Annotated in this window: 14 protein-coding genes; 8 read left to right on the top strand and 6 right to left on the bottom strand. The window is 51.2% G+C overall.

Features of this window, described 5'->3' with window-relative positions; genetic code table 11:
* Positions 1-6 precede the first annotated feature (6 nt).
* From OXG87_01695 to OXG87_01670, 6 genes are read left to right on the top strand one after another with little or no spacing between them, the layout of a single operon-like run.
* Complete coding sequence (locus OXG87_01695; GenBank protein MCY3868237.1) at positions 7-837, top strand: phosphoenolpyruvate hydrolase family protein; 831 nt, start codon at positions 7-9, stop codon at positions 835-837.
* Between the two features lie 9 nt (positions 838-846).
* On the top strand, positions 847-1878 hold the full coding sequence (gene trmB, locus OXG87_01690; protein MCY3868236.1) for a tRNA (guanosine(46)-N7)-methyltransferase TrmB: 1032 nt from the start codon (positions 847-849) through the stop codon (positions 1876-1878).
* 14 nt (positions 1879-1892) lie between these two features.
* Positions 1893-2843, top strand: coding sequence for a DUF523 and DUF1722 domain-containing protein (locus OXG87_01685; protein ID MCY3868235.1), 951 nt, complete (start codon positions 1893-1895; stop codon positions 2841-2843).
* An 11-nt stretch (positions 2844-2854) separates the two neighbouring features.
* Positions 2855-3613 carry an ATP-binding cassette domain-containing protein gene (locus tag OXG87_01680; protein ID MCY3868234.1) on the top strand — a complete coding sequence of 253 codons (759 nt, stop codon included), beginning with the start codon at positions 2855-2857 and terminating at the stop codon, positions 3611-3613.
* Entirely contained in the window at positions 3610-5136 is a 1527-nt protein-coding gene (locus OXG87_01675; GenBank protein ID MCY3868233.1) for an ABC transporter permease subunit, read from the top strand. The genes OXG87_01680 and OXG87_01675 overlap by 4 nt, the downstream gene beginning before the upstream one ends.
* A gap of 30 nt (positions 5137-5166) precedes the next feature.
* Positions 5167-5862 (top strand): thermonuclease family protein, encoded by a 696-nt coding sequence (locus tag OXG87_01670; protein ID MCY3868232.1) that lies wholly within the window; start codon positions 5167-5169, stop codon positions 5860-5862.
* 41 nt (positions 5863-5903) lie between these two features.
* Here OXG87_01670 and OXG87_01665 read toward each other — a convergent pair whose 3' ends face one another.
* From OXG87_01665 to OXG87_01650, 4 genes are all read right to left on the bottom strand, one after another.
* Positions 5904-6953, bottom strand: coding sequence for a D-cysteine desulfhydrase family protein (locus tag OXG87_01665; GenBank protein MCY3868231.1), 1050 nt, complete (start codon positions 6951-6953; stop codon positions 5904-5906).
* Between the two features lie 65 nt (positions 6954-7018).
* Positions 7019-8566, bottom strand: a complete 1548-nt coding sequence (locus OXG87_01660; protein ID MCY3868230.1) for a hypothetical protein — start codon at positions 8564-8566, stop codon at positions 7019-7021.
* A 2-nt stretch (positions 8567-8568) separates the two neighbouring features.
* Entirely contained in the window at positions 8569-9828 is a 1260-nt protein-coding gene (locus OXG87_01655) for a mandelate racemase/muconate lactonizing enzyme family protein (protein ID MCY3868229.1), read from the bottom strand.
* 29 nt (positions 9829-9857) lie between these two features.
* Entirely contained in the window at positions 9858-10913 is a 1056-nt protein-coding gene (locus OXG87_01650) for a Gfo/Idh/MocA family oxidoreductase (protein MCY3868228.1), read from the bottom strand.
* A gap of 134 nt (positions 10914-11047) precedes the next feature.
* Here OXG87_01650 and OXG87_01645 point away from each other — a divergent pair, with 134 nt between their 5' ends.
* Positions 11048-11986: an aminotransferase class IV gene (locus tag OXG87_01645; protein MCY3868227.1), complete on the top strand. Its 939-nt coding sequence runs from the start codon at positions 11048-11050 to the stop codon at positions 11984-11986.
* 9 nt (positions 11987-11995) lie between these two features.
* Here OXG87_01645 and OXG87_01640 read toward each other — a convergent pair whose 3' ends face one another.
* Positions 11996-13042 carry a C45 family autoproteolytic acyltransferase/hydrolase gene (locus tag OXG87_01640; protein MCY3868226.1) on the bottom strand — a complete coding sequence of 349 codons (1047 nt, stop codon included), beginning with the start codon at positions 13040-13042 and terminating at the stop codon, positions 11996-11998.
* On the bottom strand, positions 13035-14588 hold the full coding sequence (locus tag OXG87_01635) for a PcfJ domain-containing protein (GenBank protein MCY3868225.1): 1554 nt from the start codon (positions 14586-14588) through the stop codon (positions 13035-13037). Before OXG87_01635 ends, OXG87_01640 begins: the two co-directional genes overlap by 8 nt.
* Before the next feature lie 241 nt (positions 14589-14829).
* Between OXG87_01635 and OXG87_01630 the strand changes: the two genes are divergently transcribed.
* The coding region (locus OXG87_01630; protein MCY3868224.1) for an ABC transporter permease at positions 14830-16035 on the top strand (1206 nt) is incomplete at its 3' end.

The following is a 16035-nucleotide window of genomic DNA, read 5'->3' as shown; positions in this document are numbered from 1 at the left end:
ACAACAATGGCAGCAGAGAGCCGAACATCAATATTAGAACGCTTGCGAAAAAAAATCGCAGACGGACTGCCGATCATCGGCGGTGGTGCTGGCACGGGAATCTCGGCAAAATGCGAAGAAGCGGGCGGCATTGATCTAATCGTAATTTACAACTCGGGACGCTATCGCATGGCGGGGCGGGGATCGCTCTCGGGCGTCCTGGCCTATGGCAATGCCAACGAAATAGTAAAAGAAATGGCTTATGAAGTCATCACAGCAGTAGAACACACACCCGTACTCGCCGGGGTGAATGGAACAGACCCATTCATGTTGCGGGATCACTTCTTGCGAGAACTGAGAGACCTGGGCTTTGCGGGAATCCAAAATTTTCCAACCGTGGGACTCATCGACGGATTATTTCGCGCCAATCTGGAAGAAACCGGAATGGGCTATCACCTCGAAGTGGAAATGATCGCAGCAGCCCATGAAATGGACATGCTCACAACGCCCTATGCATTCAATGTCGAAGAAGGACAACTCATGACAGAAGCAGGCGCCGATATCGTTGTGGCGCATATGGGATTGACAACCAAAGGCACAATCGGCGCGCACACGGCAAAAACGCTCGATGACTGCGTGGAAGAAGTAAAGGCGATTTGCAACGCCTGCAAGTCCATCCGGGACGATGTGATCACACTTTGCCACGGCGGGCCGATTGCCGAACCAGAAGACGCCTCTTATATCCTCGAACGGGTTCCCGAAGTCGATGGCTTTTACGGCGCCAGTTCAATGGAACGCCTGCCCACGGAAGTGGCGATGACGGCTCAGGTCAAACGCTTTACCGAAATCCGCAGGTGAGCTAAACGCATGATATCTCTACCGCTAAGCGAGGAAATACAAAAATACACAGTCCCATGGCTGCAACTGGATTGGCCGATAGACTGGCCGCAAATTTTTGATCAGCCAGGCGACCTCGTCCTCGAAATCGGATTTGGCAATGGACATTTTCTATCCGATATGGCAACAGCGCGTCCCGATGCGTGTTTTGTCGGAATCGAGCGCGCCTGGGGATCCATGCGCCGATTATTCAAGCGGTTAAACGCCCTGAAATTAAATCATGTGCGCACAATAGAGGGTGACGCCGCATTTTTATTACAACATGTATTTGCCCCACAATCCCTATCGGAAATATGGATCAATTTTTCAGATCCCTGGCCCAAAGAGCGACACCACAATCGGCGTCTGATTCAAGATACATTTGTAAAAATACTGGCAGAGCGATTAAAGCCGGACGGCGGAGTGACCATAGCGACAGATCACGCGGATTACGCAACGTGGATCACCGATATATTGACGCGACAATCGGACCTGCAATCCATTTACGCAACCCCATCTGTTCACCAGTTACCCGGACGCACCCCAACCAAATACGAACAAAAAGCAATAGATGCAGGTGTACCCATTCACTATTTTGTCTGGCGTCGGAAATCGGAACTATCAGTCGAAACGCACATTCAAAAGGTCGGGAAAATGCCAAATATCGTATTAGAAGGCGCATACCATCGCGAAGAAATACTGAGGCTTATCGAACATGCCACAGATCAAGTGTGGCGCGAAACCCATCGGAATACACAAATCGTAATCAAAATGACAGAAATCTACTGCCAATTGCCCGACAATCACGGCCTCATCTCAGTCATGGTACGCGAAGGAGAACTCGCCCAGTACTTCGGCATATCCCTCTTATTTCGCAAAAATAATCAGTTATTGATCAAACTGGCACCAATGGGTCAGCCGCGCCCCACATGGGGAATAAAAAAAGCAGTGCAAAAAGTGGCAGACCTGATCTTAGAAACACATCCCCATTTGTGGCTCGCGTCGAGCACAGTGGGTCTGTGAGGAGAATGGCCAGAATGCAAACATCAAAACTGCGGCTCGGCGTGAGCACGTGTTTGTTGGGCGAAGAAGTGCGGTATAATGGCGGGCACAAGCACATGCCATTTTTGACAACCGTATTGGGCAATTACGTCGAATGGGTACCAGTATGTCCAGAAGTAGAAATGGGAATGGGCATTCCGCGAGAAACCATCCGGCTCGAAGGCGACGCGGAATCACCGCGGCTCATTGCCCCAAAATCGGGCATAGATCACACCGCAGGCATGCAGACCTGGGCAGAAAAACGGCTCAACGAACTAACAGACCTGAATTTGCACGGTTATATACTCAAAAAAGATTCACCGAGTTGTGGGTTATTTCGCGTACGGGTATTTAACACAAAAACGCAGATACCCACGCGCAATGGTCGCGGACTATTTGCAAAAGCATTGACAGCCCGGTTTCCCTTATTGCCCATCGAAGAAGAAGGTCGGCTAAATGATCTGCCCTTGCGGGAAAATTTTATCGAACGCGTATTTGTCTATTACCGCTGGCAACAAATGTTGACCCATAATCCAGCACCCGGCGGCCTGGTAAAATTTCACACCGGAATCAAAATGAGCCTTCTATCACACAGCCCAGAACACTACCGCGAGCTGGGCCAACTGGTCGCACAGTCTTCCCGCGAAGATATAGCGCTTCAATACGGCAAATTGTTGATGGAAGGCCTGAAAGTAATGAGCACGCCGGGCAAACACGTAAACGTATTGATGCACTTGATGGGATTTATAAAAAACGAACTGACCACCGCGGACAAAAAAGAACTGCTCGACGTATTTGAATCCTATCGCCAGCGACTGCTCCCTCTCATCGTCCCAATTACATTATTGAAACACCATCTCAATCGCAACCGCGTACCAGACTGGGTACACGAGCAAACCTACTTAAATCCATATCCCATGGAATTGATGTTGAGAAACCACGTGTAAATGGAGACGTTATGTTTGAGGTGACAGGTGTTTCGAAAACATTTGGCGATTTGCAGGCGCTGCGCGAAGTTGACCTGAGCGTGCAGGCTAAACAGACGACGGTGTTAATTGGGCCGAGTGGATGTGGCAAATCAACCTTAATTCGATTGATGGTGGGACTGATCTGGCCCGACGAGGGCACGGTGAGTTATAGCGGACAAGCTCTGACGCCAGCAAATGTGTTGTCGCTGCGGCAGAAGATGGGTTATGTGATTCAAGAGGGGGGATTGTTTCCGCATTTAACAGCGCGAAAAAATGTAGCGTTAATGGCAAATTATCTGGGTTGGGCGGAGGATCGGATCGATTCTCGGATCGAGACATTGGCAACTTTAACGCATTTTCCAGCAGATGGATTGGATCGATTTCCAGGGGAATTGTCAGGTGGTCAGCGGCAGCGCGTGGGATTGATGCGGGCATTGATGCTGAATCCCGACGTATTGCTATTAGACGAACCACTCGGTGCCCTGGACCCGATGATTCGGGCGGATTTGCAATCGGATTTGCGTTCGATCTTTCAGACATTGGGCAAAACAGTAGTGATGGTGACACACGATATGGGCGAAGCGGGATTTTTCGGGGATCAGATTGTGTTGATGCGGGAAGGGGAGATCGTCCAGATTGAAAGCTTGAAAAATTTGATGCAGAACCCGGCGCATGAATTTGTGACGCAGTTTATTCATGCGCAGAGAAATTCGTTGGAAAGTATGGCGCCGGGAGAGATAGCGAAATGACGCGCACGCACTACACCACAACGTCAGTGAAATTCACCGCCCTGTGTATTCTATTTTCCTTTTTGTTCAGCACCTCAACCCAGGCACAAGAGATTGTCGTGGGGTCAAAGAAGTTCACGGAATCGGTCATTCTGGGTGAGGTACTATCTCATATCGGGCGCAGTGTAAACGCATCGGTTACGCATCGGCGCGAGTTGGGGGGAACGCGGGTATTGTGGAATGCATTGATTGCGGGCGATATTGATCTTTATCCGGATTACACAGGTACCCTGAGTCGGGAAATTTTGGCAGAAGAAAATTTGCGTAATGAAGCAGATATTCGCGCTTGGCTGGCAGAGATGGGCCTTGTGATGAGTCGCCCTTTGGGATTCAATAATACATACGTACTGGGCATGGTGGAAACAAGAGCTAAAGCACTGGGGATCCAGACTATTTCGGATTTAAAGAAGTACCCAGATTTGAAGCTGGGATTTGGTAATGAATTTATGGATAGAGGAGATGGGTGGCCGAGTTTGCGGAACCGATATGTGCTCCCGCATCAGAATGTGAGCGGATTGGATCACGACCTGGCCTATCGCGGGTTGGAGAGCGGTACAATTGATGTAATGGATATGTATTCGACAGATGCCGAGATCCAGTATTACGGGTTGCGGTCACTGGTGGATGACCTGCAGCATTTCCCCATTTACAATGCCGTCATTGTCTATCGGGTAGATTTGATAGACCGAGCACCTCAAGTGGTGAGAGAAATTTTAAAATTAGAGGGGCTGATCTCAGAAAAAAACATGATGGTCATGAATGCACAGGTCAAATTGGAGAAAAAGTCAGAAACCCAGGTTGCGGCTAATTTTTTAGCTCAGAACCTCAATGTACAGGTCAAAATAAAAAAAGAAACTGCTGGCGCTCGATTCTGGCGGCACACATGGGATCATTTGACACTGGTGGGAATTTCTCTTTTCGGGGCGATTGTGGTGTCAATTCCCCTGGGAATCGTGGCATTCCGATGGGCAAGAGGTGGACAACTTATCTTGGGATTGGTGGGCATCATTCAGACCATTCCATCCCTGGCGCTGCTGGTGTTTATGATTCCGTTATTGGGTATTGGCGGAGCACCTGCGATTGTGGCGCTGTTTTTGTACAGTTTGCTGCCCATAGTGCGAAACACATACGCGGGACTGCACGATATTCCAGTGGGGATACGAGAATCAGCAACAGCATTGGGTTTATCCGACTGGGCACAACTTCGATTGGTGACATTACCGATAGCCTCGCGGTCGATTCTGGCGGGCATCAAAACATCGGCTGTGATCAATGTGGGCACGGCAACATTGGGGGCGTTAATCGGCGCTGGAGGATATGGACAACCCATTTTAACGGGGATTCGGTTAGATGATATCGGTTTGATTTTACAAGGAGCTATACCTGCGGCATTGCTCGCGCTCATTGTACAGGGACTGTTTGAGTTATTCGAACGCGTATTTGTATCCCGCGGCCTGCGGTTGAAAGGCGAGATAAACGCTTAGAATTGCTATTTTTGAGAGGCGAGTAGAAACATGAAAAAGGTTTTGATATTTGGCAGCTTATTTTGTTTTTGTTCATTAGCGATTGCCCACGGAGGCGGGCAAGATTCACAGGGCGGTCATTTTGACACATCGGATAACACCTACCATTGTCATGCGCCTTCTGGATGCGTTGACCTTGACGACGTGTATTTTACAGTAACCGACGTGAAAGACGGCGATACAATAGACGTTACGCATTTAGGATACACAGTGACCGTGCGCTTGTTAGGAGTAGATACGCCAGAGACAAATCACCCATTCGAACCCGTTGGTTTTTACGGCCCCGAAGCGAAAGAATACACACGACAAAGACTGTACGGAAAAAAAGTAAAATTATCTTTTGACCACCAGCAAAAAGACGCTTTTGACAGGTTGCTCGTTTATGTGTATTTAGACGGCGTCTTGTTTAACCTTGAATTGGTAAGGCAGGGATATGGAGTAGCAGACGTTGAACACGAATACGAAAAGCGAAATGAGTTTGTATCAGCACAAGAGGAAGCAAAGGCCCAAAACAAGGGCGTGTGGAGTGATCCGAACCGCATAGCTCCTATTTTTACCGCGACACAAGACTCTCTTTTCAGGGCGAGACATGGCGATTTAGATTTTGACGGGACAATAAGTATTAGCGATTTTCTTTTGTTTGTCGCAGAATTTGGAAAGACGCTTATCGATGGTGCCTACCAATAAGAAACAGACAAACCCAATTCGTCTCCAGTTCCAGAACCACCTCAACCCGTCACGAGATTTTGCCGATAATCCCCGTGTGAAATCAGCTCTGGCGCATACGCGAACAGCGCGGGATTCCCACCTGTATGCACGTACACCACTGTAGAACCCTCTGGAATCTCTCCCGTCTGAATCCGGTCAATCACCCCCGACATCGCCTTGCTCGTATAGACCGGATCGAGCAAAATCCCCTCTGTCCGCGCCAGCAGGTGCAACGCATTTAGTCCCGCCTCCGTCACAATCCCGTAATTCTCACCCACGTACGCATCCGTATTCTCCAACTCCTCTGCCCGCAATCGAACATCCAGATCCAGAAGCTCTGCCGCCTCGTTAGCCACCTCTGCCAATCTCGCCTTCCGCTGTGCCTCATCCCCCTTGCTGGGCGAAAACCCCTGCGTCTGAATCGGCAACCCCAGCGCCTTCACGCCCAATGCCAGCCCCGCATGTGTCCCGTGCCCAGACGCGGTACAGATAAAATCCGCCCGTGCATCCATCGCTTCAAGCTGCGCCACAATTTCCAGCACACAGCCCACATAAGCCACCGTACCCAGCACCACCGCACGCTGCCCGATCAAATAGGGCTTCTCTCCCTGCGCCGTCAGTTCCTCCACAACCCGCTCCTTCACCTCATTCTGATCCACGCCATCCACCACCAGCCGTACATCCGCCCCCAGAATATTGTCCAGCAACTGATTGCCCTGAATACCCATCTGGCTGCGGTGATCGTGTCGGTTCACCAGCACGCACTTCATCCCCAGCCTGGCAGCCGCTGCCGCCGCCTGCCGCGCGTGATTCGACTGTGACGCCGCGCCCGTTATCAACGCCGTAGCCCCTTGCGCCACCGCATCTCCCAGCGCCAGATCAAACTTTCGCGTCTTGTTCCCTCCAAAAGCCAGCCCCGTCAAATCATCCCGCTTCACCATCATCCGCACCTTCCCACCCAGCGCCTCTGAAAACCGCGGACAATTGTCCAACGGCGTCGGCAAATCCGCCAATTCCGTACGCGGAAACCGATCAATAGCAGCCTGTAAATCCTCCCGTGTAACAGCCATGAGTCCCTCCAGAATTAGAATATATGTGCAAAACAGCCCGCAGGTCCTGACCCTCCTCGCACGCACTACCGTTCCACTTCCTTTGACAGCAACCCCGCTCGCAACGGTCCATACATCCCGTATTCCCACTGAAACTCGGCATCCACCACCACTCGCTCCACCTGTTCTCGTCGAACTGGCGCCGTCCCCAGGAGTTTCCCTTCCTGCCTGACACTGATCTCCGCCTCGCCAACCGTGAACAACAGCGTCGTCGGCTCTTCGCGCCACACAACCGGCACAGAAACATGCCCGGGCTTTTTCAACCGATGCACCACGCGGTACTCATCCCAAACCTCGTCATCGTGCAAAAACGCAAGCCGCATATCTCGCTCGGGACAACCCTTAGCACTCACGGAAAGAAAGAGTCCATCCCCCATCGGAGATAGTCCCGTAACGCGCTGCCCCCACTCATTGATCACGATATCGCCATCGTATTCTTCATTATACGCCACAACCCGATCTTCCCACGGATGATTCATCTCATCCGTAATTGGCGGACGCCGGAACATCCGCTTCACAAACTGCCAGTGATCCCTGTGTGCATCGTACCGCCACAACTCGGACCACGGCCAAACGCCCACATAGAGATCCCCGCCGTAAAACCCCGTTGTTTGCGCCTCTCGCACCCTATCCGACACACCTGGCATCACAGGCGGCCAATCCTCTATATGACGAACCTCCTCCCCATCGTAAATGAACAAATTACCCGTTGGATACTGCGACATCAACAGCTTATCATACCAATTCAGCATCGAATAAAGTTGAAAACTCACCCCCTCCAATGATGCGCGCAACACCTTCCACCTCTCCCCGTCAAACGCATATATCCCGCCCATATTGGACGAATTTACAATCTCATTCCCAAGCTGCCCAATGGCAAACGGCGTCTCCCGATCGTACTTCAGATCGAGCACCACCGCCTTCTCCAGATCAACCGCCCCATCTCCCGGCACCCAGGGCACCGCGTACAATTTCGTGTACGGCTGTTCCACCTCCTCATTCTTATAGAAAAACGTCAAATACCCCAGCGCATAATAAAAATGATGATAATATCCGGACACCGGTCTTGCGAGAACTCGATCCCCATCATACCACACCTCACCCCTCTTAAACTGAAGCACCTTCCCCCCAACCCGCATCTTGCCCTCCCCGCTCACCGTCTCACCCACGCCAAAACTCTCATCCACCTGCCAGGCACCTGCTACATCGTCCCACGCTCTCGCGGTCCGATCCTGATGATAGCTACACGCGTACACCTTGCCATCCAGATCGAACAAATAACTCCCCCCATCCTCCGTCGAAGGCGGCAGCGTCTCAAAATTCATCTCCGCTTCATCATCCCGCACAAAAAACTGCAACGTATATCGATCCATGCGAAACGCCGTATTATACACACCTGTAAACCCCGCGCCCAAAACCACGCGACCCTCTGCATCTCGCGCCTCAAACAACGTACCCCAGTTCTGCCCCACATCTTTTCCAAAATCAATCGTCGTCGCAATCTGCATCAATATTCTCTCCTCCGCCTGCCCACACAGGGGACACAGCAACAATACTGTTAAAAACCATCTCATCTTCACCCATCCCAAATCGGTGCATCTTGCGCCTGCAAATGGGTCCACAGCCTGTCAAATTCCTCACTCCCATCGTCCTCCCACTCATCCAGACGCACGCCCGGCGCAAACGACTCATCCACCCCCTGTTTCATCAGCCGCTCTGCCTGCTGCAAATTTCTATAAAAATGTTTGACATCGCCCGGCAACGTCACCACCGAAACATGCCGGGGCCATTCCACAGCAGGTGTATCCAGGTACTTCGCCACGGCATCCTCATCCAGCGCCACGCCCAGGCCAGGTCCCTCTGGAACCTTCATAAACCCGCGCTGCACCGAATGTGCATCCACAATCAAATCGTCCTCATAAGAATGGCTCGCCGTCACCCCCGGCAGCGTCGCTGTCGGCATCACCGCTCCCAACTGAAGCGCAAACGCCGTCGTAATCCCCGTCCCCACATACTGCAACAAAATCGGCGTATTCGCCGCTGCAAAAGTCCAGGCCGCCGCCAGCGCATCCCGCACACACTCGTGGCTGCAAAGCGCCCCATCAAAATCCCCCGCTCGAAGCCCTATCCACGGTCCCGACGGTTGTCGAGACGCCGCCTCACACAGCACCCGCACCCCGTGCAGATAGAACGGTATTCGAATCGCCTCATGCAGCCTGCGCCACCCTTCAACATCATACGCAAAAATTGGCTCCTCCACCCCCTTCACCACCGGAATCTTCTCCAACTCCCGCAGCACCGGCAACGCTTTCTCCACACAAATCAGCGCCCCGTTAAAATCGAACTCCACCCGAAAATCTACCGGCGCAACATCCTGGATCGCCTGCGCGCATGCCACCACATCGTAAAACGCCCGCGCCTTGCACTTCAAACCCCGGAACCCCCGCTCTGCCGCTACCTGCACCTCTGTCGCTGTATCCTCCACCGACATACACGGCATCCACCACCCCATAGACACCCACTGACGCACCTGCTGCCCCATCAGCTTCCACGCTGGCAACCCCAGATGCTTGCCCATCAAATCATAGCACGCCATATCCAGATTAAACCGCCCCTGCCCCATCACATGGTCAAATGGATCAGTCCCGATATAGATATCCAGCATCTCCTGACCAAAGGGCGACCCCACATTCTCCCCCAATCCTATCAGCCCCGTATCCGTATGAAACTTATACACCGTCACCTCTTCCCGCATCGCAAAATGATAATACGCCTTCCGGATACGCGCCTCATACGGGACCCGAAGCGGAATCACCTCGATCTCTGTGATCTTCATCGCCATCCTCCTTAATCAATGACGCACACTCACCAACCCTCCCGCCCCACGTACAGTTCTCGGTTCTCCATCGGCAAACTTACCCGCACGCCGCCCAACCGGTGCGACTCAATAAACCCCATCACCATCTCCTGGCTCCGTCGCGCCAGATGAACCGGCCCCTTTGTCTCCCGCCCTGTATCCAGCGCCTCCGCGATATCCCGAATCCCATTCACCGTACCGCTCTCGCACGGAACCTCTGGAAATGCCTGCTCCTCCAGCACATACCGAACACCGCTTGCCTTTCGAAACTGATAGGCAAGCGCATTATTAAACGTTCTCAACTTTCCCTCCGAGCCACAAATCTCAAACTCTGAGCCGCTGCCCGCCGTTGTATATCCGTGAACCCCATTGGCAAACCGAACGTACCCGCTGGCTATGCCCGGATCCACATTCAGGCGGTTGCCCTCCCAATCCTCATCCTCACACACAATGGTTCCCTGCACGTACTCAATCTCGGCATCTCCGGCTAATAACAACATCATATCCACCCCATGGGTTAACCCCCACAACGCCGCTGTCACCCCATCCTGCACAATGACAGCCTGCACCGTACCCAATTCCCCGGCATCCGCCAATTCCCGCATCTTCCGATAAACCGGAATATATCGCCGCTGCGTACCGTAATTGAACTTCACGCCGTACTTCTCAACCGCTACCACCATAGCGTCTGCCTCTGCCATCGAACAGCACAACGGCTTCTCGCAATAAATCCCCTTCACCCCATGTTCGGCCGCAAAAACCGTTATCTCTGAATGGGTCGCTGGACGGGTCGCGATACACACAATATCCGGCTTCTCTTTCTCAATCATCTCCCGATAATCCGTATAACAAACCGGAACCTCGTACCGCTGGCGAATCGCCTCTGCCTTCTCTGCTACCACATCCGAAACCGCTACGAGCTCCGTCCGCTCACACGCCACAGCCGCTGCTGCATGTGAATACGGGAGCCACAGATGCCTGTCGGGACGATCCTGTACCTCATCGTCAATTGTCGCCCCCATCCTGCCGCATCCGATTAACACCGCTCTATATCGTTCCGCCATTGTCTCAATCCTCTCTTTCGGTTTATAGTTCGACCTCCGTGACCTCCATCGCCATCCTCACTTGAATTTCAAAAAAATTGTCGTATATATAACAATCCATTTCCCAATCTTCGACTCTCACGAAAGGCCTCCCCATGCCCCAGCGCCTCGTCTATTTCAACGGAAACTTCATGCCCGAACGCGAAGCCCGTATCTCCATCTTCGACTCCGCCCTGATGTTTGGAGACATGGTATTTGAAATGACCCGCTCCTTCAAGCAAAAACCCTACTGCCTTCGCAACCACCTGAAACGCCTGTACGCCTCCATGAAATACGCCGAAATCGACTGCGGCCTCAGCATCGACCAGATGGAAGACGCCACGCACAAAACCATAAAAAAAAATCTGCCCGCCCTGGAAAATCTGGACTTTCAGATCATGCACAACGTCACCCGGGGTGCCCTGGGCTTTTACGACACCCTCGTCACAGAAGGTGCCAGTCCCATCGTCACCATCAACGTCATCCCGCTCGTGCGCCACATTGGAGGCAGTGCCCACTATTACGAACAGGGCACTCACTTCGTCATCACGCCCCAGCAATCCGTACCCGCCCGGTACATCGACCCCAAAGCCAAAAACCGCAGCCGCATCTACTACCAGATTGCCAACCTCCAGGCTCAACGCATGGAAAAAGGTGCCAACGCCCTCCTCACCGACGAACGCGGCTTTATCACAGAAGGCACTGGCACCAATTTCTTCATCGCCCGCAATGGCGAAATCCACACACCCAAACCACACGACATCCTGCGCGGCGTCTCCCGGCAGGTCTGCATGGACCTCGCCGCAAGACTGAACATCCCCGTCTATGAGACCGACATCGAACCCTACGATGTGCGAGAAGCCGACGAAGCCTGGTACACATCAACCACCATCTGTATGGTACCCATCACCCGCTTCAACTTCCAACCCGTCGGCACCGGCAAACCCGGCCCCCTCTATCAACAGCTTCTCGCAGCTTGGTCCAAAGAAGTCGGCGTAGATATTCCCGCCCAAGCCCTCGACTACGCCGAACGCGCCAAAACCTGGACCCCCTGATGTAAAACACTAAATCTCATAAGCCGTCCATGTTCCCGTACAGCCCAGTCCTCGCCGAACGTGGAGCAACCCCTTTGCGGGTTCGGCGATATAACCCGAAATAGAAAACATATCTACAGCACCGTGGCGACATATCGCTGCCGGGTCGCCATCGTGATCCGAGAGAATAGCCTTCATCGTATCCACCGTGATATTGCCCCAGTGTTCTTTAACCAGGTCGCGCATCCTATCGCGTCGGGGGCAGGAATCGGCGAGACTATTGGTTTCGCAGGGTGCAAATTCGGGGGTGAGATAGTGATTGGCATGAACAATCGCATCGGGATGTGTATCGGTAAATTGCATCACACCTTCGGGACGGATTTCCAGATCGGCAATCTGCCCATCGCCAAAACAAAAAACCATATTCCCGGCCGAACAGGTGGGATGTTGTCTGAGAATCCGAAGACAGGTATCCAGACCCTTCTGCTCCAGCATAATGCGTTTGAGCGGATAGTGAGGCAAGCCCATTTGCCAGGGACAATCGTAAAGCGCATTGGCAAAATGAGCCAGACCGTACTGATTCATACCCGAATAACCCAATTGTCCGGCAAAAGTGAAGAGCAATGCCCGGGGACGACCATCAGAAGGACAAACGTGCAAGAGAATGGCGACATCGGCATATTCGACCGCGAGATCCTGATTTTGACCAGCCAGGGGGTACCCATCGGCAGTCGCAGAACCCGTAAGCGCGAAAGCCGTACACCCCTCGGGCGGAACACTGGCGGCTTCACCCCGCGCCTGACACAAAAGCGCCTCGTCAAAAGAAATACCCGCACCATCTGCAAGCCCGTGAATCTCGTCCATAAGCAGCGGACTCAGCTTTTCAATTAAGGGATGAAAAGCGCGCGCATTCTGGCAGAGTTCATCGCGAGATTTGCCCGTAAGTTTATCGATCCACACGAGATATTTGTGAACGAGATCTGCGGCCTGTTTGCCGTGTTGATACCCCATGTCATACGCCGTACCGGATACTTCGACAAAGGGAAACGCGTGACCGGCTATCGCCGTATTATCCATGAGACAATCCTTCGCGGTTCATCCACAGGCGCATAATCGTCGGCGCTTCGCGGAGGAGATGAAGGTAAATATTCCCCGTTTTGCGTTGCTTGGCGAGATGCTTTTTGCCAAAAGGTTTGAGATTGAATTTGCCAGCGTTTTGAACGACGGATTTTTTCTTATTATCGACCTCAATGGTAAGCACGTGTTCCTGCACCTGATTCTCTTCGGCAGCGTCGAGATCGAGCGCGCGCAAAGACCAGAGAGATCTCTCACCCGCCGCACAGCGTTTGGCATAAGACCCCGCGCAGTGATGCATAATGCGCCCCTCGGTGTAGAGTTGTTGCGAAGTAATGAGTTCGTGAACCGTCCAATGAATATTGCGTTTGAGCTTGGGATCCAGCGCAACGTGTTCAAACTCCCTGAATCCAGAGGAATCCCAGATTTCCAATTCGATATCTTCCAAACCCGTGAGTTCTTGATGCCACTCATCGACCTGACGGAGAAGCTTATTAATACTGCGGCCCTTCATACAAAAATTGGGATGTGGCGGCGGCCCTTCGGTCTCCGTACCATCGGGTTGTGGAATGCGCTGAGGCGTAAATTTTTGATTGCGGATATAGTCTATGATGGGATTGATATAGCTGCGTTCGAGAAAAGCCTGATTGGCGAGAAATTGGACAACCGTCTCCCAAAAATCTTCGTTTTTGAGTTTTTCACCCAAAGGCCCGTGCGCGAGAGTCCAGGCAGATTTCCCTGGACCGCCATAAGCTGCGTATTGAACTTTGCGAAGACACTGAACAATGGTGTGGTGGTAGCCTCTCTCTTGCATGAGCAGATGCGCCATGCGCTTTGTGATCCGCATAGGCACACCGGCTGTGCGGATATTTTGCCCCATGCCAATGTGTATGAACCACGCTTGCTCCTGTTGCGCCTGTGGTGTATTGCCTTGCAGAAATGCCGTATCAAAAAATGCGGGCACATCGTATTGGGCCAGAAGATGACGCGCAAGGCTATAGAATTGTCGCACTGGTTTGGTTCCGAGTTGCCGATGTGTCCAGCTATCTGGTCGCCAATCCTCGACGGGACGAATCCAATCCGCGTGATTGCGCGCGAGTTGCTCAAGAGCGGCGATATAGGTATTGACAACCGTATGACCAAAGCGCTTGCAGACGCGCGCGGGCCGCATCAAATCGCCATATTTTTCAACGTGGAGAACCAGGCGCCCCAGTGCTTGTTGCGCGTCGGGATCACCGTCGAGATTATTGTAAATCGCGCGAATGCGAAAGAGCAAATCAGAGACTGTCTCATTCTGAAGCTCGCCTTTAAAAATACGGGCGATAAATTTGGCGCGGTGGGCATTGTGCCTCGGGCTAACATCGGGATCGCGCTGCTCAACCTCGCGTTGCAAAAGATCAATTTCTGCCCTGCGTTGAGCAGCGGTTTTATCCAGACCAGTATCCAGCCCATTGCGGTAACACCAGAGCTTATAAGCGAGCACCCTGTCGAAGCCGAGCGTCTTAAGATGAGATTCGACATCGGGTTTATCGAGAAGAATATTTGACATCGCACAATCCTGTTATTTAGAGCTATAGAGGTCTTAATTTACTACATAAAAAGACAAAACGCTCCGCGATAAAGTTTCATAGCATAGTATTCTGAAATACTCTCACACCCCTCATTGTCAAAGTGCATCCTCTACGATGTAAGAATGAGTAAATCTATTTGAGATCAACCATCCCAATTGAGAGATCGCTGTGTACAGAAACTATATTACTATTGCTCTTCGAAATCTATATCGAAATAAGATGTATTCGATCATCAATATTGTGGGACTATCAATAGGTATCGCCTGTTTCACCATGCTCATGCTATATGTGCAGCACGAACTCGGCTATGATCGCCATCATGACAAATCGGACCGAATCTACAGGTTAGTCTCCCAGATTAAGGATAGAACTTGGGCATCTATCGCGGCTCCCATCGCACCGGGCTTGGCAAGTGAATTTCCCGAAATCCTTTATACGCGACTGTGGCCCTGGAAACATTACACCCTCAAGTATCGAGATCAAAGCCATTATGAAGACATTGTCTTTGCCGACGCTTCCATTTTTAAAGTATTCTCATTCTCGCTTCTTCAGGGCAATATAAACACAGCCTTACGGGAACCCAATACAATTGTCATATCAAAGCAAATGGCTATCAAGTATTTTGGAAACACAAACCCGCTCGGACAGACACTTGTTTTTGAAACCTTTCAAAAAAATTTCAAAATTACGGGAATCCTGAAAGATATACTCTCCAATTCTCACTTAAAATTCGACTGCTTAATTTCCTTCTCCACGCTTGAAAGCGCGAATAAGCGGGCAATATCCCGTAAAAATTCTCACCATTTCTACACCTACCTGTTACTCCCTGAAAATTTGAAATCAGAAATGCTTAATGTGTCATTGAACCTTTTAGCACAAAGTTCATATGGAGACAACTCAAAGCTTATCTTGCAGCCCTTAACGGATATTCATCTCCACTCAAATCTCGAAAACGAAATCGAACCCAATAGCGATATTCTGTATATCTATATACTATCCTCTATTGCCGTATTGATTCTGCTTATTGCCTGCATCAATTTCACAAATTTGACAACAGCACAATCTCTCAATCGAACAGACGAAATCAGTTTAAGAAAAGTCGTTGGAGCAAGCCGCACTCAGTTGATTAAACAATTCTTAGGGGAATCCATTTTATTTGCTTTCCTATCTGTCCTATTGGCCTGGGGAATAGTTTATTATTTTCTTCCCTGGATACAGCTATTTGCGACCGTAGAGATTGGCTTCAACTATCATTTTTGGGATATCGCCCTCTTCGTGATTTGTTCTGTAATAGGCGTCGGAACTATGGCGGGAATATATCCAGCCTTCTATCTATCTAAATTTGAACCCATCAGAGTTGTGAAAAAAGATTCAGAAACGGGATTAAGAGGAATACGATTCAGACAAATCCTCATCGTTTTTCAA

The sequence above is a fragment of the Gemmatimonadota bacterium genome, assembly GCA_026706845.1.
In the GTDB taxonomy this organism is placed as follows: domain Bacteria; phylum Latescibacterota; class UBA2968; order UBA2968; family UBA2968; genus VXRD01.
Note: the sequence above shows the minus strand (reverse complement) of the source record. Positions and strands in the feature narration are given on the sequence as shown.